The organism is Ruegeria sp. CJ6, assembly GCF_056536665.1.
The window spans coordinates 410,398-433,172 of record NZ_JBQFQB010000002.1; the positions used below are offsets into that span (position 1 = coordinate 410,398).

Genomic DNA, 22,775 nt, shown 5'->3' on the forward strand with positions numbered 1-22,775 from the left:
GTGTCATGGGCGAAATGTGCAGTTTCTAGATAGCGGCAGCAAGCTGGATTACGACAGAAAGGCCTGCAAGCGACATCTATCGTCTCTGCAGGCCAGAAATCTGCCGACACGGGCCACCAGACGGAGAGCGCGCGATCAGGCAAGCCACCAGCGTTCAGGGGCTTTGGCACCATCCATTTCCCAATTCGCGGCGATCTCGCCCTGGGCGACGGTTTTGGCAACACCCATGATATGATTGGCGAACATCGGAACGATCGCACCGCCATCATCATGAACCAAAGTCTGCGCTTCGGCATACAGAGTGCGGCGTTTGGCGTCGTCCAGCTCTGCACGGGCCTCGACCACGATGGCGTTGAAGCGATCGGCGGCTTCGCCTGTGCGCCAGGCGGTCTCGTTCCATTCGGTGTCGTTGGTATAGGCCGATGCAAACATCCAGTCCTCGGTCGGGCGGCCCGACCAGTACGAGAATGACCAGGGTTTCTTGTTCCAGACATTCGACCAGTAGCCATCCGAGGGTTCGCGAACCACTTCGATTTCAATACCTGCTTCGGCCGCGGATGCGGCGATCAATTGAGCCGCATCTACTGCGCCAGCAAATGCCGCGTCTGAAGATGATAGCTGCAGCGCGCCGCTATGGCCTGATTTCTTATAGTGATAGGTGGCCTTTTCAGCATCAAATTCGCGTTGCGGTAGATCGCCGTCGAAATAGCGGTTGGCGGTCGAGATCGGATGATCGTTGCCCAATGAGCCATGACCCAGCAGGATCTTGTCGACCAGTTCCTGGCGTTTGACTGCCAGCTTCAGCGCCATGCGCAGATCGTAATTGTCGAAGGGCGCGGCATCGACCCGCATTGGTATCGTGTAATGCAGGGTCGAGGTTTTCTCGAGGATGTTGATATGTGGTGCCCGCGATAACAGGGCGACCGTCTTGGGATCGACCCGGTCGATTGCCTGGACTGATCCGTTCATCAGCGCAGTCTGGCGCGCAGTCGGGTCGATGATAGTAAGGAACTCGACCTCATCGAAATGGGCCCGATCCTGTTTGAAGTAATTCGGGTTGCGGCGCGCCTTTACCCGCACGCCTGGTTCGTACACCTCAATGATATAGCCACCGGTGCCGATACCGGATTGCGGGTCGGTCAATTTGCCATCGGTCGAAGGCATTATGACCAAGTGATAGTCCGACAGGATGTATGGGAAGTCGGCATTGGCTGATTCCAGCTCGAACACCACGTTGTTGCCATCGGCGCGCATTGATTTGATTTGGGCGACCAAGCCGTTCACCGCAGATTTCGATCCCTCGCCTCGGTGGTGGTCGATAGTGGCGATGACATCGGCAGGGCTAAGGATTTGGCCATTGTGGAACTCGACCCCTTCACGCAGGGTGAATACCCAAGTGATCGCGTCGTCCGAGGAATACTCGGTCGCGAGTTCGGGCACCAAATTGCCGCTTGCATCTACTTCGACCAAGTTGTTGCCGAACAGATAGGCGACAGCGGTGTTGATCGTACCTTCATAGGTTGCTGGATCTAACGAGTCGGTGGTCGAACCGCTGCCAAAGCCAAATTTGATCGCTCCGCCTTTTTTGGGGACCTGCGCAAGTGCTTGTCCGGATAGGCTCAATGCTGCTGGAACGGCAAGGCCTGCAGCCAGTGCGCTTGACATGAAGCTGCGACGTGAAACCCGACCGCTCTGCAGTTTCTGCATTTGAGAGGACAGGAAAGGTGATCCGGGCTTTTTCATTTGGGGCCTCCTGGTTGAACCTGTTGTTCACAATGTTCTTTGAACCGCAGCACGCAGGCCCGTTCCGAACGTCCAAGCGAAGATCACTCGGCTGTACGGCTTCAACAAACGAAGAAAACGGGGACATAGGTCATGTTTTCTTTGTCAGTGTTGCGGAGATGATTTGTCTAGACTGCGCGCACCCGCCGAATGAAGCCCCGCAGACGCAAGGAGTTCAGATGCATCCGGTTCTGGTGACGATACTGAAACGCCTGGGACTTGGCGTAGTGACCCTAGTTGTCGTTTCCATCATTATCTTCTGTTCAATCCAAATGCTGCCCGGCGATTTCGGTGAGGCTGTACTGGGCCAGGCCGCGACTGAGGAAACGGTGGCGGCGTTCCGGGCCGAGCTTGGCCTCGATAAACCTGCCTATATCCGATATTTCGACTGGATCGGTGCGTTGGCGACCGGGGATCTGGGAACGTCGTTCTCAGGTCGGGCGAGTTCGGGTGTGGATCGATCACGTCCGGTAGTGGAACTGGTCGCACCGCGCTTATGGAACACATTGTTTCTTGCGGGTATGGCGGCGCTGATCTCGGTTCCGCTAGCGCTGTTTCTGGGCATCACCACCGCGCTGTGGCGCAATTCGCGCTATGATAAGCTGGCCAGCGCCAGCACCTTGACGGCGATCTCTTTCCCCGAGTTCTTCGTGGCCTATATCCTGATTTTGCTGTTCGGAACGCTATGGCCGGTGTTGCCGTCGTTGGCCAATGTGGAGCCAGGGATGCCGCTGGTCGAGCGGATCGTCAAATGCATATTACCTGCGCTTACACTGACACTTGTAATCGTCGCGCACATGATGCGTATGACGCGGGCTTCGCTGATCAGTCTTCTAGCTTCACCCTATGTCGAGATGGCGCGGTTGAAAGGAGAGAACGCCCGCCGCGTGGTTCTGCATCACGCGCTGCCCAATGCGTGGGCGCCAATTTCAACGGTGGTCGCGTTCAACCTGGCCTATCTGGTAGTTGGAGTGGTCGTGGTCGAGGTGGTGTTCGTCTATCCCGGCGTCGGCCAACTGATGGTCGATGCGGTCAGCTCGCGCGATATCCCGGTGGTTCAGGCGTGCGCCCTGATATTCGCCGCCACATATGTCCTTCTGAACCTGATTGCCGACATCATTGGAATCGTCACCAACCCGAGGCTTCTGCACCCAAAATGAGCCAGACAAGCAAGACATATTCAGCCGCCGCCGAGGTGGGTCGCGTGCGGACCCGTCGCAGCAAGCGCGAGCGTATTTGGATCGAGCTGAAGAAAGCGCCGCCGACAGCAATTTTCGGCATGTTTGTGATCCTGTTCTATCTAGTCATGGCAATCGGAGCGCCGGTCATCGCGCCTTACGGAGAGGCCGAGGTATTCCCGACGCCTTACGCACCCTGGTCGTCCGAGCATTGGCTGGGTACCGACCAGATCGGGCGTGATATCCTGTCGCGGCTGATCTATGGCGCGCGCAACACCATCGGTATCGCTTTTGTCACTACGCTGCTGGCGTTCTTCATCGGAGGCGGTCTGGGGCTGATCGCTGCGATTAACCGCAGTTGGCTGGATCAATTGATCAGCCGGGGCGTAGATGTATTTATGGCCATTCCCAGCCTGATTTTCGCGCTGATGCTGCTGTCGATTTTCGGCTCGTCGGCGCTGTCGTTGATTTTGATTATTGCGATTCTGGATTCAACCCGCGTGTTCCGCCTGACTCGCGCTGTGGCGGTGAACGTGGCAGTGATGGATTATGTCGAGGCAGCCCGGCTGCGCGGCGAAAAACTGCCTTGGGTGATGCGTCGCGAGATTTTGCCCAACATCATGCCTCCGCTGGTGGCCGAGTTCGGGCTGCGATTCTGTTTCGTTTTCCTAACCATCGCTGCGCTCAGCTTTCTGGGCGTCGGTATTCAGCCGCCCACCGCCGATTGGGGCACAATGGTGCGCGAGACCGCCAATCTGATCCAGTTCGCCAAATATGATTTCAAGGCCGGGATTACGCCACTGCTGCCCGCTGCCTCGATCGCGTTGATCACTGTGGCGGTCAACTTTGTCGTCGACTGGTTCTTGCACAAAACAAGCGGATTACGCGATGAACACTGAGACTGATCTTCTGCTGGATATGCGCGACATCCGTATCGAGGGGTTCTCGGACGAAAAGTGGAATCCGATCATCAAAGGTGTCAACCTGACCCTGAAGCGCGGTGAGGTGCTGGGCCTGATAGGCGAAAGTGGCGCGGGCAAGTCGACGCTGGGCAAAGCGGCTATGGGATACACGCAGCCCGGCTGTCGTATCACGGGCGGTTCGATCCGGTTCAAGGGGCAGGAGTTGCGCGATCTCGACGACCACGCGCTGCAGCATCTGTGGGGATCGCGGATAGCCTATGTGGCCCAATCGGCGGCTGCGTCGTTCAACCCGGCGCATAAGTTGTTGGATCAGACCGTTGCTGCAACGGTGCGCGAGGGACTGCAACCCGAGAATGTCGCGCGTGAGGATGCCCGCGCGCTTTATGCCTCGTTGTCGTTACCGCATCCCGAAACGATTGGTGACCGCTATCCGCATCAGGTCTCCGGTGGCCAGTTACAGCGGATCATGACAGCCATGGCGATGTCGCCCCGTCCCGATCTGATCATTTTCGACGAACCGACAACTGCGCTGGATGTGACGACCCAGGTCGAAGTTTTGACTGCTATGCGCCGGATCGTCGAAGAATTTCATACCGCCGCAATCTACATAACCCATGACCTGGCGGTGGTCGCGCAGATGGCGGACCGGATCAAGGTGCTGCGCTATGGAGAAGAGGTAGAAGAGGCGGAAACGCGCAAAATGCTGTCTGCGCCCGAGCAAGAGTATACCAAATCCCTCTGGTCCGTGCGTCTGTTGCAAAAACAAGCCGAGACTTCGGATGATATCATCCTTAAAATTGACGGTGTGGATGCGGCCTATGGCAAGAGCGCCAAGGTGTTGCACAATGTGTCAATCAGCCTGCCGCGGGGGCGCACGGTGTCGATTGTCGGCGAATCCGGATCTGGTAAATCGACCACGGCGCGGGTGATCACCGGCTTGCTGCCCGCCACAAGCGGGCAGGTCACGTTCAATGGCGAGGTCCTGCCAAACGAACTGAAAAACCGCAGCCGTGATCAGCTGCGCAGAATTCAGATGATCTATCAGATGGCCGATACCGCGATGAATCCGCGTCAAACCGTAGGTGAAATCATTGGACGTCCGCTGGAATTCTATCATGGTCTGCGGGGCCGGGCGCAGGAGGACCGGGTCATCGAACTGCTTGAAGCCATCGAGTTGTCGGAAGACTTCTTTGATCGTCTTCCCAGCGAATTGTCCGGCGGACAAAAACAGAGAATTTGCATTGCGCGCGCTCTGGCCGCGGACCCTGAGGTGATTATTTGTGACGAAGTGACGTCCGCGCTGGACCAGATTGTGCAGGAAGGCATCCTGCAATTGCTGATGCGCCTACAAAAGGAGCGCGGAATTTCCTATCTGTTCATCACGCATGACATTGCCACGGTCGAGGCTATTTCGGACGAGATTGTTGTGATGCTGAATGGTCAAGTCGTCGAGCAGGGATTGAAGAATACCGTTCTATCCGAACCCTTCCCGGACTATACAAAGCTGCTGCTAAGTTCGGTTCCCGAGATGGACCCGGATTGGTTGACGAACCTGCTGAAAGAGCGAAAAGAAAATCACTTAAATACAAAACATGACACTGCGTAGGCGCGGGCAATAACAACACTTGGGAATCTCAGTCGCAGTGGATTTCTCATTTTGCTTGTATTCCGAAACTCAGTTTTTACCGACATCTCGACAGATCGGTGTAAAGAGAACCTGCAACTCAGGAGCAACTCGCGAATTAAGGTGGCTTTTGACTGGATCGCATTGATGTTCTTGTTCACAATCAGTTCGATCCTCTTTTGGGCTGTCATAGGGTTAATATTTGAGGTCGCCGCAGGCCGTGTAATTGCCTCGTTCTTCGACACCCCATTGGTGACATGGGTTGCAGTCATCGCAACCTTCCTCGCCGGGTTTCCTCAGTCAGCGCGCGCGAAGCCTTGTCGCAAAATACGAGTGCAAGGCTGCGATCAATAATGTGCGAGCGGCGCTTGTCGTGATGACTGTCCCAATGGCATCATCTCCGACGGTCATGGGACTGCTCTCTGCAATGGGTGCTCGAGTAGTGGCTGGAATGCTGCAGAGCGCACCTTACATGCGTCGCAAAAAGATCTTACCGACTAAACTTCCTAGAACGACATAGTCCAATTTGGTGATGCCTCATGAACAATAGATCTGGGACCGAGTGAACGTCGATCACAATCTGGCATCCCCTGCCTTGTTCGTCGGAGGTGGCAGTAGCACTTTGCCTACCAAGCTGCTCGCACCGCGACCACTGATGCAGGTCACCCGGTTTTTTTCTGATCGACCCTGGCGAGCGGGCGCAGAGCTTTTACATCTCTTTTTCGCCCAACCTGACTCATGGGGGCAACGCAATCCTTCGAACGCAGCATTGAGTGCAAATGCGTTATGCGGGCCCGATCCCGGTTTCCGAATTGGCCCGCACCGCTCGACTTGAGCTGCGCACTTTTGGATTCCGATTCCTGACGGCCACGGGTTTCACGCCATCGGAATACCTGCAACAGCGTCGCATCACCAATGCCTGTCAGAGGCTGGAACTATCGCAGTCCAGTATCGAAACCATCGCCCGGGATATGAGGTATATGGATGTTTCAGCATTCCGCCGAATGTTTCACGAAATAGTCGACCTCTCGCCAGGAGATTACCGCAAGCGCTTTTCTTTTCTTAAAGACGCTTCGCATTTAAGAAAATGACGTCTGAACAGCCTTTCTTGGGTCTGTTTTTGCTTTGGCTAAGCGTAATTGCAAAGGTCTTATTCCTCTGCTTTCTTTTGTCATCACGACCTTGACGATATGGCGGCCTCGATGCTTCGATTGATTGCCTCGATCGGTCCCATTGCGTCAACATTCGCCAAAACGCCCATATGGCTATAGTAGTCGATCAAGGGTGAAGTCTGTTTATGATATTCAGTCAGTCGTGCGGCGACTGTTTCGGCCCTGTCGTCAGCGCGGCGCTTGAACTCAGAGCCTCCGCAATTGTCGCAGCGTTCCGCTGCCTCAAGCGGTTTGAATGTATCATGGTAACCTTCGCCACATCCTGCACAAGTAAAGCGACCGGAAATGCGGTCGACCATCTTCTTGTCATCCACCGCAAGACTGACGACAGCACTGATCTGCTGCCCCGTTTCCGCCAATAGTTGATCCAATGCGCGCGCCTGACTAAGCGTGCGTGGAAATCCGTCTAATATCACCCCTCCGGCACAGTCCGAATCCCTCATACGGTCACGCAAGATCGAAATGACGATGTCATCTCCGACGAGCCTGCCTTCAGCCATGATGGACTCCACCGCCTTGCCTGTTTCGCTGCCGCTTTCAATCGATCTGCGGAGCAAATCGCCTGTCGACAACTGAACCAAGTCAAATTTTTGCTCAAGCAGTCGGGATTGCGTTCCCTTACCGGCACCAGGAGGGCCGAGAAGGATTAACACTTTAGACGTATTCGGGCTGGTCACTCTTTTTCCTCTTAGAGAATATCGTAAACACGACTTGGAATAGACCGCTCAGTGCCATTTCAGATGTATTAGCGGTGTATGACGGTCGTGTGTGGGCGTTGCTTCTGATCCCTAGACCAGACTATCTCACCACGTGTACGGAACAATTTGCATGCCTGACTACGCGTGCCGCTGTGGACCCCAGAAGATAATCCTGCAATCCAGGCTGGTGGCTTGCGATAACGATGCAGTCTGCATTGTTATTCGTTGCATAATCGAGAATTCCACGGCCCGACTGTCCTTCGACAATTTCAATTTTGGAGTCCGCAACCCCGTCGACTAGTGGGCCCAGTTTGTCAGTAACGCTGGTCTTTGCGATATCCAGATGGTTTTCAGGAAGCAGGTCGCTTGTGTATTGCGGAAGGTGCTCAATGACATGCAATAGAGTAATATGACCACCATCCGAGCGGAGAGTTTGTGCGACATCCAGCGCTCTTTGCGCGTCGCGGTCGGTATCAAAGGAAACAGGGACTAGAATATTTCCATACATTTCTGGTTCTCCAGCAGGTAGAAAAATTCAACAACCAGAGAAGGGAACAGGTCCGCCTGCCCTGGTTGTTGAAGTTAGGCCTGTAGCATTATCGAGAAGAGGGGCTACTGGGCCGGGGAGGGTCATCTTACGCTGCCACGAACATGTCTTTGTATCGGTCGCGCAGGATGTTCTTTTGAACTTTGCCCATGGTGTTGCGGGGCAGTTCGTCCAGCAGGATCAGTTTGCGTGGATGCTTGAACCGCGCCAAGCTACCGCGCACGGCCTCCATCATTGCGTCCAGATCGGGGGTTTGGCCCCGCTCTGCAACGATCACGCCCAGAACAGTTTCGCCGAAATCGGGATGTGGAACGCCCACAACGGCGCTTTCCAGCACGCCGGACTGGTCATCCAGAATCAGCTCGATTTCTTTGGGATAGATGTTGTAACCGCCTGAAATAATAAGGTCTTTGTTGCGGCCAACAATATGAACATAGCCGTCTTCGTCGATCCGACCCAAATCGCCAGTGATGAAAAACCCGTTCTCGCGCAGTTCGGCGGCAGTCTTCTCCGGCATCTGCCAGTAACCTTTGAACACGTTGGGCCCGCGCACCTCGATCTCGCCGATCTCGCCCTGAGCCAGCGCATTGCCGTCTGAATCACAGATCTGCAGCTCGACCCCAGGCAATGGAAAGCCCACCGTGCCTGCGCGGCGGTCACCGTCATAGGGGTTCGAGGTGTTCATGTTAGTTTCGGTCATGCCATAGCGTTCAAGGATGCGATGGCCGGTGCGTTCTTCGAACTGTACATGGGTTTCGGCCAGCAAGGGTGCCGAGCCTGAAACAAACAGGCGCATATGTGCGGCCAGATTCTTGGTGAAGCGGTCATCGTCCAGAAGGCGGGTGTAGAAGGTTGGCACGCCCATCATGGTCGTGGCATTGGGCATCCGCCCGATGATCTCATCCCTATCGAACTTGGGCATAAAAACGATGCTACTGCCTGCAGCCAGCGTGACATTGGTGGCCACGAATAGTCCGTGAGTGTGAAAGATCGGCAGCGCATGCAGCAGCACGTCGTCGGATGTGAAGCGCCATTCTTTGACCAGCGTCTGTGCATTCGACAACAGGTTGTTCTGGGTCAGCATCGCACCCTTCGATCGGCCTGTAGTCCCCGATGTATAGAGGAATGCGGCCAGATCGTCGCCATCACGGTCAACGGTCTCAAAGCTGGCAGGCATTGCTGCAGCCTGCTCCATCAGGCTGCCGCTGCCATCGGCGTTCAGGGTTTCCACCTTCGCGCCTAGCTGCGCACCAACCGGGGCGAGTTTCTCTTCGCTGCGGCTGTCACAAACGATCAGCGAGGCGCCACTGTTTTCGATGAAATAGGTCAATTCATCCACAGTGTAAGCGGTATTGAGCGGCAGGAATACAAGACCTGCCTGCGCACAGGCAGCATATAGCGCCAGCGCTTCGGGCGATTTCTCGATCTGTGCCGCAACCCGGTCGCCGGGTTTCAGGCCCAGCTGCGTCGCCACATGGGCGATTTGTGCCGCGGTGCTCAGGAAGTCCTGATGGGTGATGGTCGTTCCGTCGAGCAACTGCAAGAAGGCTGTGTCTTTACCGGCATGTGCGCCGAACAAACCGTCATAGAGAGGATTGGCCATAAGGGTTACCTTTCCTGTGTCGTGGTGAGAGAGGCTGACGCGGCAAGCGATTTGGCCTCGGACGAGGCGATTACCTCGCGGGTGTTGGCGAACTGTTCGTGGTTCTGCGCTACGCGGCCAAGGTCATAAAGATAGTTGACCATGGTGCCACCGGACTGTGCCCGGCCCTTGTCCGAAACATCTGCGTCGGCATGAACCGCATGGACCAGCGCACCGTTGCCAAGATGGAACCGTGCCACCGGATCGAACGGCAGATCGCCCCGACCTTTGGCGTTCAACAGGTAATGTGCGGCCAGTGCTTTCATCTGATCGGGCTCTTCGATGTTCCAATCGATGCCTTCCTGCGACAACCATTTGGTCAGCCCCGGAATTGGCGAGAGCGTGACGAAGGTTTTCAGCCCCGCCAACTCAGCCGACAGGTCCGAGGCCACCTGTTTGATCAGCGAATTGCCGAAAGAGATGCTGGCCAACCCGGCCTGACAGTTGGAGATCGAGTAGAACACAGCCGTATCGGCCTGATCTTCGGGCAATGGATCGCGGTCTTCGGCGAGCAAGGCCTGTACGGAACCCGGAATACCGCTGTTCAGCGCCACTTCGACAAAGATCAGCGGCTCATCAGGCATCGAGGGATGAAAAAAGGCAAAGCAGCGCCGGTCAGTGGGTTCCAGCCTGCGGCGCAGGTCGTCCCAGCTGTCGATGGCATGGACCGCCTCATACGCAATGATCTTTTCCAGAATATGCGCCGGGCTTTCCCAGTTGATCGGGCGCAGCACCAGAAAGCCACGGTTGAACCAGCTGGCAAACAGGTGCCGGAAGTCCAGGTCAAGCGCCTGCAATTCGGGCTCCTTGCCGCCCAGCCGCAGCAGATCAGCGCGCATCTGTACCAGTGCGCCGGTGGCACCGGGCACGCGGTTCAACCGGCGGATCATTTCCTGCCGGGCCGGTTCCACCGCAGCCGCAAAGCTGCGATAGGTCGCTTTCGATGGGTCGCGTTCGTATTCATCCAGCGACGACCGCACCGCCTCGGGGTCGATATTCATAGCCGAGGCGATATAGCGGAAGAACTCCAGCTTTTCGTCGTCGTCCAGAGTATCGAACCGGGTCAGGATTTCCTCGGCCAGCGCCAGCCCCGAAGTTTCTCCCGCTGACCCAACCAGCGCGTCGGCCAGTTCGGTCAGCGGTCGGCCATCCGGAGCCACCGCGCTGTCGCGGCGGTAACGCCGCTCGAACACGGTGGATAGAAGATCCGCCAGCAGGGTCATACCGCTGCTCCCATCACCAAGTCAGGCAGCCATGTGGCCAGACCGGGGAACAGGCACAGCAGGACAATCGCGATCACCATGCAGGCCACGAAGGGGAGAGAGCCTGTCAGGATGGTCTTGAGCGAGATGTCGGGCGCAATGCCGTTGATCACATAGAGGTTCAGGCCGACAGGGGGCGAGATCAGGCCAATCTCCATGTTGATGGTCAGTACAACCGCAAACCAGATCGGATCGAAGCCAGCGGTGGTGATAATCGGCAGCAGGATCGGTGCCGCCATCAGGATCACAGCGACGGGCGGCAGGAAGAACCCGGCGATCAGCAGGAACACGTTGACCGCACCCATCAGAACCCAACGGTTCACGTCCAGCGTACCGATCCATTCAGCAATCGCCTGTGTGATGAACAGCGAGCTGAGCATGTACGAGAACACACCGGCAGCGGCGATGATGAACAGGATCATCACGCTTTCCTTGGTGCTGTCGCGCAGCACGACCCAGATGTCCTTGGGGTTCCACAGCTTGTAGATGATCATCGCGATCAACAGGCAGAGCAGGGCACCGACAGCGGCGGTTTCCGACGGCGTGGCGATACCGCCATACATGGCATATAGCACACCCAGAATGATGCCGAGGAAGGGCAGCACGCGCGGCAGGATCTCGAACCGTTCGGCCCAGGTGTAGCTGCCCGAACCCAGACGAGTCGCGTCACCGGATTTCCAGGTCGAATACAGCGACCAGGCCATGAAAAGACCCACCAGCATAAGGCCCGGGATCACACCGGCCAGAAACAGACGGCCAATCGAGGTTTCGGTGGCAATACCGTAAACGATCATGGTGACCGATGGCGGGATCAAGATGCCCAGAGTACCGCCTGCAGCGATCGAACCGGCGGCGACGCCGTCAGGATAGCCACGTTTGCGCATCTCCGGGATACCCATCTTGCCGATGGCGGCACAGGTCGCGGGTGACGAACCGGACATAGCCGCAAATAGGGCACAGGCACCGAGGTTTGATACGACGAGACCGCCGGGAACACGGGTCAGCCAGCGTTCCAGCGCTTCGTACAAATCCGCTCCAGCTCTTGTAGAGGCGATTGAGGCCCCCATGATGATGAACATCGGGATCGACAGAAGGGCGAAGTTATCGAGTTTGCCGAACAGGATTTCCGGCATCAGTTCCAGCGAGCGCGGGCCGTCGAAGACGATTAGGAACCCAGCCGAGACGATCAGCAGGCCGATGGCCACGGACACGCCCGAGAAAAGAACAAGGATGGTGGCGATGGCGACAATAGCGCCGAGCAGAAGGGGATCCATCGGCTTTACTCCAGACCAAATGGTTTATCGATGCCAAGCAGGACGGCGACGAGATCGGCGATCAGTTGCAACAGCAGCAGACCAAAGCCAACTGGGATGGCGAGGTAGGGAATCCACAGGCGAACGCCCCAAACGGTGTCGGATTTCCATCCGCGCTCCCATGCGAAGTGCCAATATTCGTAGCCGTAGAACAGCATGACTGAGACGATGGCGATGGACAGAACCGAAGTCAGGATCGCCATGTAAAAGCGGGCTCGAGGTGCGAGCGAAATCGGGATCAGGTCAACATTCACGTGACCGCGCAGGCGCTGCACATAAGGCAGACCGACCAGGGTTGCGGCGATGACCAGATAAATGACCGCTTCGGTTTGCCAAATGGTCGATTGATTCAGCACGAAGCGCACGATGATCATCTGGCAGGTGATGGCGACAGCAGCGACGATCATGCCTGCGGAACACCATCCAGCCAGAGTTGAAAGCGCAGCGACAAAGCGAAGGAAGGGATTGTTCCCTGTGTGGGAAGCAACGGCAGAGCTATGACCGGCCATTTGCGCCTCCTGTGATTGAGATGCAATTAAGTCTGAAGATCAGAGAAGATCAGAACCAAGATCGGATGCCGAGCGGCGGCAGGCCGCCCGGCAAGATGGGGTCATTCGACTGCGAGAGCCTTGTCCAGCAGGTCCTGCCCATCAGGAACCTCTTCTACGAACGCCTTGTAAGATGTTTCCATTGCCAGCGTACGCCATGCTTCGAAGTCTTCGGCGCTCATCTCCGCAATCTCAACACCGGCGTCAGCAAAAACTTTCGCCGAGTTGGCGTCCTGTTTCTTGGCCTCTTCCAAATAGAAGGCCTGTGCCTTTTCCGATGCAGCCAGCAATGCGGCTTGCTGATCTTCGTTCAGTCCGTCGAAGGTGGATTTGTTTATCAGCAGCGGCTGATACATGAACCACAGCGCCACATCGCCCGCAGGGGTATAGCAGGCAACCTGCTCGTAGATGCGGTAGCTGACAAAGGACGAGGACGACGTGTTGGCCGCCTGCAAAACGCCGGTTTGCATGGCGTTATATATTTCTGACGACGCCATTGATGCGATCGAGGCATCAGCGCCGGCCAGCATCTGCTCAAAGGATTTACCTGCCGCGCGGGTCTGCAGGCCTGCGACATCCTCAGGGTTCGTGATGCACTTGTCTTTACCGGCGAAGCCACCGGCCAGATAGCCATGCACAAGCACCATCACGTCGTCCTGAGCCATTTTCTCTTCCAACGCCTCCATGAAGGGCGAGTCGGCCAGACGGGCAGCGTGATCGTGGTTTTTCACCAAACCCGGCATCAGCGTCAGATTATAGGCAGGCTGCTGACCGCCGGCGTAGGACAGCGGCAGTATGGTCATATCCAATTGACCGCGGCTGAGCGGCTTGTACTGCTCGCGCGGCTTGAACAGCGATTTCGAGCCGAAAATCTTGATTTCCAGATCAACGTCCGCCGCCGCAACCTCGTCTGCAACAATCTGTGCTACTTGATGGCGAATGTCCTTGTTCGACCACTGATGTGACAGGCGCAGTTCCTCCGCTGCCCCCAATGTACCTGCGGATGCAAGCGCCAACGCAGCGACGGCCGTTTTGAACACTGATTTCATTTTTTCCTCCCGTTTTCAGTCCCGGATGAGCCGGGGATGAATAGAAGCATAAGGCAGCAATGTTTTTTTAGTCAAGGTTTTTGTATACAAGATATGATTTCTTGAGTTCTCGCCTAATCACAAGTAAAACAGAAACCTATGGACCAACGACTTGCAGATACCATCGCTCAGGATTTGGAAGAGCTGATTTTTGACGGGACATTTTCGGACGGTGACCGTCTAGATGAGGTCAAACTGGCTGAGCAGTTCGGGGTCTCACGAACGCCACTTAGAGAAGCATTCCAGAGACTTGCCTTGTCGGGGTTGGTCGATCTGATAGCGCGGCGGGGCGCTTTTGTCCGACAGCCCGGCCCGGTGGAACTGATGGAGATGTTCGAGGTCATGGCCGAGCTTGAAGCCGTTTGTGGTCGACTTGCGGCGTTGCGCATTTCCGATGAAGCTTTGCTTGAACTGACCGAAGCTAACAGCAAATGCCAACTGGCCGTGGATGCGGGCAATCCCGATGCGTACTATCTGGAAAACGAGCGGTTCCATCGAATCATCTATCAACAGTCCGGCAATGCATTCTTAGAGCAAGAAACTTCCAAGCTGCACAGAAGGCTCAAACCATTCCGTCGACAGCAGCTTCGGTTCCGTGGTCGTATGGCCCAGTCCATGGCCGAACACGAAGAAATTGTCAGAGCCCTGAAAAAAGGCGTACCGGAAGAAACAGCGAATGCGCTGCGTGACCATGTCGCCGTACAAGGTGAGAAGTTTCGCAACCTTATGGCTTCACTAAAGAGCGCAGCTGAGTAGAAGTTGCCGTTAATACACGCGGAATTTCATTGTGAGCGCGACTGAGCTGGTCAGCTAGCGTTGATGCCAGTGCGCCATTGAAACAGATCTCAAGTATAATCGAGTCAAATTTCGAACCCATATTGACGCGGCAGGATTTCCTATTGTCCTATCCCCCTGGTAGGGATATGTGGTTGCGATATGAATCACAAGCACACCTCACACCCAACGATTATCGCGCGGCTTAAGCGGGCCGAAGGCCATCTTGCGAAAGTCATCAAGATGTTAGAACAGCAGAGTCCCTGCACAGACGTCGCGCAGCAACTACACGCGGTTGAAAAAGCAGTTACGAACGCAAAACGAGCGCTTATTCACGACCATATCGATCACTGTCTGACGGGCAGCGATGATTCCAGGCAAGCCGCGGAAGAATTGAAGAGTATTAGCAAATATCTTTGATCCGATGCTTTCAGTTCTGAAAAATCGAACATATCGCCATCTGTTCTTCGCCCAAATCGTAGCGTTGTCGGGCACTGGTTTGGCAACAGTGGCTCTCGGCTTGCTCGCCTTTCAGCTTGCCGAAGATTCTGCTGCGTTGGTGCTGGGAACTGCGCTCACGATCAAGATGGTCGCATATGTCACAGTGGCGCCTTTAGCTGCCGCATTCTCGGAACGTCTGGACCGGCGCGCAATGTTGGTCGCGTTAGATCTGGTCAGAGCGGCAGTTGGCTTGGCGTTGCCCTTTGTTTCCGAGGTATGGCAGATTTATGTGCTGATCTTCATCCTCCAATCGGCATCCGCCGGGTTCACACCGACCTTTCAGGCAACCATTCCTGATGTCTTGCCGGATGAGAAAGAATACACCAAAGCACTTTCTCTTTCGCGATTGGCCGTGGATATGGAGAGCTTGTTGAGCCCGATTTTGGCCGCCGCACTGCTAACGGTCATGAGCTATGACAATCTGTTCTGGGGCACCGTCTTGGGCTTCCTTGCATCAGCCGTTCTGGTTGCATCCGTATTACTGCCATCGCCGAAACCTTCCAAACCGAGAGGTATCTACGATCGGACAACACGCGGAATGCGGTTATATCTCAGGTCGCCCCGATTGCGAGGATTGCTTGCGGTAAATTGGGTCATCTCTGCTACGGGCGCCATGGTCATTGTCAACACAGTTGTCATTGTCCGCAGTGATTTGGGATTGTCAGAAAGTGCCGTCGCTTTGGTTCTTGCCGCTTTCGGGGCAGGGTCAATGATGATGGCGATGACTATCCCGAGCTTGCTGGATTACCGCAGCGAGCGCGCGGTCATGCTATCCGGTGCAATACTGAATATACTTGCATTGGCGCTATTGGCCCTCAGCGTCGTAGCCACTCCTATATCAATGTCGACCATCATGGTTGGCTGGTTTGCGATCGGCGCGGGATACTCCGCAATGATCACTCCTGGGGGGCGTGTTCTGACGCGGTCCGCCCATCCTGAAGATCGGCCTTCCGTGTTTGCAGCGCAGTTTGCATTGTCACACGCCTGCTGGTTGGTCTTTTACCCGGTTTCCGGCTGGTTGATCACTGAATTCGGAACCTTGGTTACGATGCTCGTGCTGGCGGTTCTCGCGTGCCTCGGCTTGATTACGGCATGGCGTATCTGGCCAATAGACGCAGATCTACCTGTAAAGCATGAGCATCCTGATTTGCCGCCCGACCACCCTCACCTGAAAGGTGCGGGGCCGCACAAACATGTGATCATCGTCGACAGTTTGCATCGCCAGCTGACGCGCTCGGTGCGAGCCTCTGATCGCCTATGAGGTGCTGCTATTCGAAAAGCCAATATTAAATGTGTAGACATAATGATATATTGCATCTTTATAAAAGATGGTATTGGACGTGTTTATCCATCTTCACTAGGCATTCAGTGCCAAAGGTAAACGCCTTTTGTCTGAACCACCCATGGATGGGAGCGAAGTTGGTTGCAGAGCTACAACGTATAGAAGCACCACCCCGCTTCACTTTACGGGCTGTCTATACTGGGCCCGCACAGTGTATTTTGGACTGCTTCCTGATTGTCTGACAGCCTCACTTGTAGCTGGTTCTCATGTTCATTAAGATCCGGCAGTCACCCATCAGGCAGAAGCGTCAGCCAAATCGGCTCCTGTGGCTTCTGGGCTGGGTGCTCAATTCGCTTCACGACATGTGTCGCACAGTCAAAGTAACAAATCCTCGGACGACGATAGTGCTCCGGTAAAACTCACTGCCAACCAGAGCACGACGCATGTACATGAAGTACCTTTTGTCGCATTTCAGATGGCGACGGCGGCCGAGCGGGGTTATCGATCGATCTGCCTTATGTCGTCACGGTGTTCGCAGGTGTTTGAGCTGTCAACGGACATTTTTCATCCTCCAAGACTTGGGTGATCGCACGCATGAAATTCACGTATCGCACGGGCTGAAATCTTCTTCAGACTGATAGCGATGTGTCCGCCCACCCGGGCAATCTAATGCGCAATCAAAAGTCACATCAGAAGCTCTGAGTATCGACGTCGGACTTTCTGACCCAACAGTTTTAGAAAATCGAAATGCCAATTATTACCCGCCGCGCCGCGCTGATGGCCGAGCGTGTTGTCGGCCCTTTGGCTTCGGCGGAACTGGTTGCACAGATCGAGGACGAGCTGGGCCTGAACGACCCTCTGCCCGTCCGCTATGTCCGATGGCTGGGCGATGCACTGACCGGTGATCTGGGCATCTCGCTGCGGTCCGGCAAACCCATCGGGCAGGAGTTCGCTGAGCGCCTGCCCGTGACCGCCACCCTGCTGATCTGGGGTGGTGTGATCGCCTTATTCCTATCGCTGCTGGTTGGCCTTGCGGGCGCAATCAGCAATGGTGGCTGGATCGACAGGCTGCTACGGGCGTTTTCGCTGCTGGCGGCCTCGACCCCCAATTTCTTTGTCGCGGCCCTGCTGGTGATTCTGTTTTCCGTCACGCTGAGCTGGCTGCCCGCATTTGGCGGCGCAGGCGTGGCCAGCTGGATCATGCCGTGCCTGACCATTACGCTGTTTCCCGGCGCGGTGCCCAGCCGTGTGGCGCGCGTCGGCCTGCAAGAGGTGATGGCTCGCCCTTTCGCCACCACTGGCTTTGCCAAGGGATATGGCCGGTCAGGCGTACTGCTGCGCGAGGCGCTGCCCAATATAGCTGTGCCTTACCTGACCACATTCGGCGCGCAGTTCACGCTGATGATCATCGGGTCGATCGTGGTCAAGACGGTCTTTGCCATCAAAGGCGTCGGCGCGTTCTTCATCGAGGCGATCCGGTTCCGCGATTTCGTCTCGATGCAGGCGATCCTGCAGACCTTCATCGTGTTCTTTGTGTTCGTTAACCTGTTTGTCGATCTGCTGTGCATGCTGATCGACCCCCGCATCCGGAGGCAGAAGAATGCATATCCTGAAAAAATTGCCGTGGCTGGTGATCACCCCCGTGGCCCTGTTCACCTTGATCGCCATTCTCGCTCCGTGGATCAACCCTTATGATCCAACTGCGCAGAACTATGGCGCCATCCTGCAGGGTCCTAGTGCCGCCCATTGGCTTGGCGCCGACTATCTGGGCCGCGATATGCTCAGCCGTCTGATCAATGGCGCGAGTGTGTCTCTGTTTGCCATTTCTATGGTGCTGGCCTCGGCGTTGTTGATTGGCGTGGTGATCGGGTCGTTAGCAGGCTATTTCGGCGGCAAGGTCGAGCTTGTGCTGATTAGCGCCATCGACATCGTACTGTCGCTGCCCAGCCTGATCGTGGCGCTGGCTTTCATCGGCATCTTCGGCCCCGGCAACTGGTCGATGATCGCGGCGCTGACCATGGCATGGTGGGCCAACAATACCCGCATGAGCCGCTCCGTCGTCGCATCAGAACTGCATCAGCCGTATATCGAGGCCGCGCGGATCATGGGTGCGGGCCATGTACGCATATTCTCGCGCCATATCCTGCCGCATGTGCTGGCGCTGGTGGTGGTCTATGCCTCAGCGGATTCAGGCGCGCTGGTGCTGGCGATTGCCACGCTGTCCTTTCTGGGTTTGGGGGTCGAACCGCCCACACCGGAATGAGGCCAGATGTTGGTCGACGGCATGAGCTATCTTGAGGAATATCCTCGCCTCGTCATCGCGCCCGTTCTTGCCCTGACCATGGTGGTGGTCAACTTCAACCTGCTGGGTGAACATTTCGCGTTGCAAAAAGTGCCGCGCGCGCTGAACCCGCTCCGTTTGCGCAAACTGCGCCGCAAGCGCCACAGCGATGAGGCCGAGATTCAGACACAGGAGGCCAAGGCATGACCCAACCCGTCTTTCAAATTGAGGATCTTGTGATCGATCTTTACACTGAGCAAGTCTCGGTCCGGGCGGTCGATACCGCCTCGCTGTCGGTGATGCCGGGTGAGATTCTGGCAATTGTCGGCGAAAGCGGATCGGGCAAAACGGTGATGACGTTGGGCCCGTTGGGCCTTCTGCCCGAAGGCGTATCAGTCGATATTCGCGGCAGTGCTGTGTGCTGCGGGCAATCGCTGCTGAACCGCTCCGACCGGGTGCTGGCGGGCAATCCGCGCGTGCTGATCGCGGATGAGCCGACAACGGCACTGGACGCCACCGTGCAGGCGCAGATTCTGGAACTGATCAAGGATATCCAGCAACAGGAAGATATCGCGGTGGTGCTGATCACCCATGATATCGGCGTGGTCGCTTCGGTCGCCGACCGCGTGGCGGTGCTCTATGCGGGTCGGGTGGTGGAAAGCAGCACGGTTGCGCAGGTGCTAACCGCACCGGTGCACCCTTATACGCAGGGGTTGCTGGCCTCGGTCCCTGATCTGCGGGCCAACAGCAACGAAGTACCCAAGGGCATCCCCGGATCGTCCCCTGATCAGTCGCGGCTGCGCACCGGTTGCCCGTTCGATACGCGCTGTTCGCGCATGCTCCCGGTCTGCGCCACCCAACGCCCGGCGCTCATCCCGGTGCCTGAGGACGGGATTCATGTCACAGCCTGCCACGCGGCGCAGGCGGAACTGGAAAGTGCCTGAGATGGAGACGCAAAGCGCAATCGAGGTTCACGACCTGAAGGTTCATTTCCCCGGCAGCGGCCCCGACCGGATGGTGCGTGCGGTGGATGGCGTAGATCTGACCGTCGCGCGCGCTTTTCACGCCATCGTTGGCGAATCCGGCTGCGGCAAGACCGCACTGGCGCGAGCCATGGTCGGGCTGCAACCGGCCACATCGGGTTCGGTGCGCATTCTGGGGCAGGATCTGGCCGACGGGATGCGCGACCGTAAGGCGCTGGCAAAACAGATGCAGTTCGTGTTCTAGAACCCGCTGGGTGCGCTCAGCCGCCGCCAGACGGTTTATCAGTCGCTTGAGGAACCCCTCTCGATCCACAGGTTCGGTCGCAAGGATCGTCAACAGCGCATCGCCCGACTGATGCATCTGGTGGGGCTGCCTGAAACGGCGGGTGAGCGTCTGCCACGGTCTCTGGCCGGCGGGCAACGGCAGCGTGTCGCGATTGCTCGCGCCCTGATGCTAGAGCCCGAAATTCTGATCTGTGACGAACCGCTTTCGGCGCTGGATGTCTCGACTCAGGCGCAGATCGTGAAGCTGTTCGTAACCCTGCAGCAGGAACTCGGCCTGACGGTACTGATGATCTCGCACGACTTGGCGGTGGTGCGGGAAATGTGTAGCGACATGACAGTGATGTATCTGGGTCGCGTGATGGAGAAAGGTTCAACCGAGAACCTGTTTAACGATGCACAACATCCTTATACCCAAGCGCTTTTGTCTGCTGCCCCGTCTCCCGACCCGCGTATTGAGGCAACCAGGCAGCGCATCGTACTGCACGGTGACCCGCCCAGCCCAATGGACCCGCCACCCGGATGCCGTTTCCAGACGCGCTGTCAGCGGGCGCAAGACATATGCCGGCAAAAAGGGCCAATTCTCACAGGTCAACACAATGAACACGCAGTTGCGTGCTATTTTCCTGGTTCGGCTGCACCGCGAGAACACGCAAATTGAAGTCCTGATCTGTCGAGAAGGAGATCTTTAGGCCTTTTCGGCAGATCGGAGACTTCCCGCTGACAATGATATCCAGGGTTGCGAGACAACGATTATTGACGCTAAGTGAGTAGGATAGCGCATGAAGAAAAACGGACGGAAAACCGTCGCGGGCAGGAACAGTGATGCAGATTGTGTCGGGCAGACAACTGGCTGATTGGATCAGACACGCGTTTATCGCGATGATGGTTCTATGCGTATTTGCCTGGTCAGTGGCCCCGTCTTTCACACACTCTGCCAACTATTTGCTTAGCGTGTCAGAACGCAGCCAGATAATGGGTGATCACGGCCATTCCCATGGCGAAGCACTGGACAATTACTGGGCGCTGCATGGCCATAGTCACGATGCGGTCGATCATGATCACAGCTCGGCGATCCTGTTCCTGGTTGCCGAGGCGGAATCGGTCGACAGATTTAGGTTGCCTGATGCGCTGGAACCGTTTCTGGACAAACCTGACCCCATATATAGGCTTGACCGACCTCCGCGCGTGTGACCGAACCCGCTTTTGCGGGGTTTGACGATCAATCACACAACATAGCGGAGAAATATCTCATGCAAACCGTCCAAAGGGGCCGGTTAGGGGAGGCTATGCGCCAATCCCTGACGCTGGCAGCCCTTGTCTTTGCGGCGCTCGCCTACAGCGCGTCTTATGCCGCAGCCCATAACGTCACGGCTGGCGATGCCGGCTATATTCAACAGATCTGGGGCGTCAAACTGATCCCCTTCGCCTATCTGGGTGCCAAGCACATGGTGACGGGATATGACCATATCCTGTTTCTGTTCGGGGTCGTGTTTTTCCTGTACCGGGCCAAACATGTCGCCACCTATGTCAGCATCTTTGCCGTGGGCCATTCCACGACCATGCTGCTTGGCGTCTACTACGGCTGGAACGTCAATGCTTACATTATTGATGCCATCATCGGTTTGTCTGTCGTCTACAAGGCGCTGGACAATCTGGGAGCGTATCAGCGTTGGTTCGGCCATCAGCCCAATACCAAATGGGCCACGCTGATCTTCGGCTTTTTCCACGGCCTTGGTCTCGCAGCCAAGATTTTGGACTATGATATGCCCGAAGACGGGCTGTTGCCCAACTTGCTGGCCTTCAACGTCGGCGTCGAAATCGGCCAGTTCATAGCCCTTGCCCTGATCCTGATCTTCATGGGGTTTTGGCGCAAATCCAAATTCTTCTGGAAACACGCCTATGGCGTCAACGTCGCGATGATGGCGGCTGGTTTCGTGCTGATGGGATATCAGCTGACCGGCCTGTTCGTCTCAGCCTGAATAAACGGAGATACACATGTACAATTCTGAAAAACCAAGCCCCGAAGAACTGCCTAGCTCGGCCCAGTTGATCAAGTCCACTATCATTGCGGCCGTGGCCGCTGTGGTTTTGCTGGTGACCGTGGTTCTGCCCGCAGAATATGGCATTGATCCCACTCAGATCGGCAGTGTTCTTGGTCTGACCGAGATGGGAGAGATCAAGACCGATCTGGCCGAAGAGGCCGCTCGGGACGCGCAGCAGGCACCAGAAGATCAATCCAGCTTGTTTAAGGATATCTTTGGCGCCTTTGTGGGCGCCGCCTATGCGCAGCAAAGTGCCGAGCCCTGGGCGGATGAATTCTCGTTCACTCTGACCCCTGGAGAAGGAATCGAGTGGAAGCTGGTCATGGATGAAGGTGCTGTGACTGAATTTGATTGGGTTGCCGAAGGCGGCCGGGCAAATTTTGAACTCCATGGCGACAACGCTGACGATTCCATCAGCTATGAGAAAGGCCGTGGCAAAACCGGTGCAAAGGGAACATTGGTTGCCGCATTCACCGGCAATCACGGCTGGTTCTGGCGCAACCGTGATAAGCAGGACATCACGATCACCGTGAAGCTGCGCGGTGCCTACAGCGACATCAAGCGCACCTATTGATATCTTAACGCCCCGTTTCGTCTGAAACGGGGCGTTCCACAGATCATTTGGCTCACGACCCGTTGCGTGAAATTACTCTATCTCAGTTGCTTAATTTCATTCCTGAAAGCTTCGGTTGGGTTTGAACATCCGTGGCGCTTTCTTGTTCTCCTTCAAGGAATCCCAAACCGCTGACACATAGGACACAGGAGCGGCGATGCCTGCGTCTAGCCGACTGTGAGGAACCGATATTCGCTTAGAATGTGTAGGTTTAGGCTGGCCGAGAATTCCGGCGCC

General features: G+C 56.3%; 23 protein-coding genes and 1 pseudogene. 16 read left to right on the forward strand and 8 right to left on the reverse strand.

Features of this window, described 5'->3' with window-relative positions:
- Positions 1-135 precede the first annotated feature (135 nt).
- On the reverse strand, positions 136-1,743 hold the full coding sequence (locus ACR0BT_RS07525) for an ABC transporter substrate-binding protein (protein WP_170596386.1): 1,608 nt from the start codon (positions 1,741-1,743) through the stop codon (positions 136-138).
- 218 nt (positions 1,744-1,961) lie between these two features.
- Here ACR0BT_RS07525 and ACR0BT_RS07530 point away from each other — a divergent pair, with 218 nt between their 5' ends.
- The 4 genes from ACR0BT_RS07530 to ACR0BT_RS07545 all read left to right on the forward strand — a co-directional run bounded on the left by ACR0BT_RS07530 (position 1,962) and on the right by ACR0BT_RS07545 (position 6,598).
- On the forward strand, positions 1,962-2,942 hold the full coding sequence (locus ACR0BT_RS07530; protein ID WP_170465664.1) for an ABC transporter permease: 981 nt from the start codon (positions 1,962-1,964) through the stop codon (positions 2,940-2,942).
- Complete coding sequence (locus ACR0BT_RS07535; protein WP_170596389.1) at positions 2,939-3,859, forward strand: ABC transporter permease; 921 nt, start codon at positions 2,939-2,941, stop codon at positions 3,857-3,859. Before ACR0BT_RS07530 ends, ACR0BT_RS07535 begins: the two co-directional genes overlap by 4 nt.
- Positions 3,849-5,489, forward strand: a complete 1,641-nt coding sequence (locus ACR0BT_RS07540) for an ABC transporter ATP-binding protein (RefSeq protein ID WP_480762846.1) — start codon at positions 3,849-3,851, stop codon at positions 5,487-5,489. The genes ACR0BT_RS07535 and ACR0BT_RS07540 overlap by 11 nt, the downstream gene beginning before the upstream one ends.
- 797 nt (positions 5,490-6,286) lie before the next feature.
- Positions 6,287-6,598, forward strand: coding sequence for a helix-turn-helix domain-containing protein (locus ACR0BT_RS07545; protein WP_170611906.1), 312 nt, complete (start codon positions 6,287-6,289; stop codon positions 6,596-6,598).
- Positions 6,599-6,681: 83 nt separating this feature from the next.
- Here the strand turns inward: ACR0BT_RS07545 and ACR0BT_RS07550 are convergent, their stop codons facing one another.
- The 7 genes from ACR0BT_RS07550 to dctP form a co-directional block, all read right to left on the reverse strand.
- Entirely contained in the window at positions 6,682-7,356 is a 675-nt protein-coding gene (locus ACR0BT_RS07550; protein WP_170596395.1) for an adenylate kinase, read from the reverse strand.
- 121 nt (positions 7,357-7,477) lie between these two features.
- The gene (locus tag ACR0BT_RS07555; RefSeq protein ID WP_170423167.1) at positions 7,478-7,885 is read right to left on the reverse strand and encodes a universal stress protein; all 408 of its coding nucleotides are present in this window, start codon (positions 7,883-7,885) and stop codon (positions 7,478-7,480) included.
- 127 nt (positions 7,886-8,012) lie between these two features.
- Positions 8,013-9,527, reverse strand: coding sequence for a malonate--CoA ligase (locus ACR0BT_RS07560; RefSeq protein WP_480762847.1), 1,515 nt, complete (start codon positions 9,525-9,527; stop codon positions 8,013-8,015).
- Positions 9,528-9,532: 5 nt separating this feature from the next.
- Positions 9,533-10,789 (reverse strand): malonyl-CoA decarboxylase, encoded by a 1,257-nt coding sequence (locus tag ACR0BT_RS07565; RefSeq protein WP_480762848.1) that lies wholly within the window; start codon positions 10,787-10,789, stop codon positions 9,533-9,535.
- Complete coding sequence (locus ACR0BT_RS07570; RefSeq protein ID WP_170423173.1) at positions 10,786-12,102, reverse strand: TRAP transporter large permease; 1,317 nt, start codon at positions 12,100-12,102, stop codon at positions 10,786-10,788. Before ACR0BT_RS07570 ends, ACR0BT_RS07565 begins: the two co-directional genes overlap by 4 nt.
- A 5-nt stretch (positions 12,103-12,107) precedes the next feature.
- The gene (locus tag ACR0BT_RS07575; protein WP_170423175.1) at positions 12,108-12,650 is read right to left on the reverse strand and encodes a TRAP transporter small permease; all 543 of its coding nucleotides are present in this window, start codon (positions 12,648-12,650) and stop codon (positions 12,108-12,110) included.
- A 101-nt stretch (positions 12,651-12,751) separates the two neighbouring features.
- Complete coding sequence (gene dctP / locus ACR0BT_RS07580; RefSeq protein WP_480762849.1) at positions 12,752-13,738, reverse strand: TRAP transporter substrate-binding protein DctP; 987 nt, start codon at positions 13,736-13,738, stop codon at positions 12,752-12,754.
- Positions 13,739-13,876: 138 nt separating this feature from the next.
- Here dctP and ACR0BT_RS07585 point away from each other — a divergent pair, with 138 nt between their 5' ends.
- The 12 genes and pseudogenes from ACR0BT_RS07585 to ACR0BT_RS07640 all read left to right on the forward strand — a co-directional run bounded on the left by ACR0BT_RS07585 (position 13,877) and on the right by ACR0BT_RS07640 (position 22,499).
- On the forward strand, positions 13,877-14,533 hold the full coding sequence (locus tag ACR0BT_RS07585; RefSeq protein ID WP_170423179.1) for a GntR family transcriptional regulator: 657 nt from the start codon (positions 13,877-13,879) through the stop codon (positions 14,531-14,533).
- 180 nt (positions 14,534-14,713) lie between these two features.
- Positions 14,714-14,971, forward strand: coding sequence for a metal-sensing transcriptional repressor (locus ACR0BT_RS07590; RefSeq protein ID WP_480735289.1), 258 nt, complete (start codon positions 14,714-14,716; stop codon positions 14,969-14,971).
- A 4-nt stretch (positions 14,972-14,975) separates the two neighbouring features.
- On the forward strand, positions 14,976-16,313 hold the full coding sequence (locus tag ACR0BT_RS07595) for an MFS transporter (protein WP_480762850.1): 1,338 nt from the start codon (positions 14,976-14,978) through the stop codon (positions 16,311-16,313).
- 768 nt (positions 16,314-17,081) lie between these two features.
- On the forward strand, positions 17,082-18,029 hold the full coding sequence (locus ACR0BT_RS07600) for an ABC transporter permease (RefSeq protein ID WP_480762851.1): 948 nt from the start codon (positions 17,082-17,084) through the stop codon (positions 18,027-18,029).
- Complete coding sequence (locus ACR0BT_RS07605) at positions 17,935-18,597, forward strand: ABC transporter permease (protein WP_480762852.1); 663 nt, start codon at positions 17,935-17,937, stop codon at positions 18,595-18,597. Before ACR0BT_RS07600 ends, ACR0BT_RS07605 begins: the two co-directional genes overlap by 95 nt.
- Before the next feature lie 6 nt (positions 18,598-18,603).
- Entirely contained in the window at positions 18,604-18,822 is a 219-nt protein-coding gene (locus tag ACR0BT_RS07610; RefSeq protein ID WP_480762853.1) for a hypothetical protein, read from the forward strand.
- Positions 18,819-19,559, forward strand: coding sequence for an ABC transporter ATP-binding protein (locus tag ACR0BT_RS07615; RefSeq protein WP_170596408.1), 741 nt, complete (start codon positions 18,819-18,821; stop codon positions 19,557-19,559). Before ACR0BT_RS07610 ends, ACR0BT_RS07615 begins: the two co-directional genes overlap by 4 nt.
- A 70-nt stretch (positions 19,560-19,629) precedes the next feature.
- Positions 19,630-20,076, forward strand: a pseudogene (locus ACR0BT_RS07620) (ATP-binding cassette domain-containing protein); the annotation flags it as partial.
- Positions 20,077-20,241: 165 nt separating this feature from the next.
- Entirely contained in the window at positions 20,242-20,541 is a 300-nt protein-coding gene (locus ACR0BT_RS07625; protein WP_480763034.1) for an oligopeptide/dipeptide ABC transporter ATP-binding protein, read from the forward strand.
- A gap of 164 nt (positions 20,542-20,705) precedes the next feature.
- On the forward strand, positions 20,706-21,074 hold the full coding sequence (locus tag ACR0BT_RS07630) for a hypothetical protein (protein WP_170465622.1): 369 nt from the start codon (positions 20,706-20,708) through the stop codon (positions 21,072-21,074).
- A gap of 59 nt (positions 21,075-21,133) precedes the next feature.
- On the forward strand, positions 21,134-21,862 hold the full coding sequence (locus tag ACR0BT_RS07635) for a HupE/UreJ family protein (protein ID WP_480735279.1): 729 nt from the start codon (positions 21,134-21,136) through the stop codon (positions 21,860-21,862).
- 16 nt (positions 21,863-21,878) lie between these two features.
- Complete coding sequence (locus ACR0BT_RS07640; RefSeq protein ID WP_480762854.1) at positions 21,879-22,499, forward strand: transmembrane anchor protein; 621 nt, start codon at positions 21,879-21,881, stop codon at positions 22,497-22,499.
- Positions 22,500-22,775 lie beyond the last annotated feature (276 nt).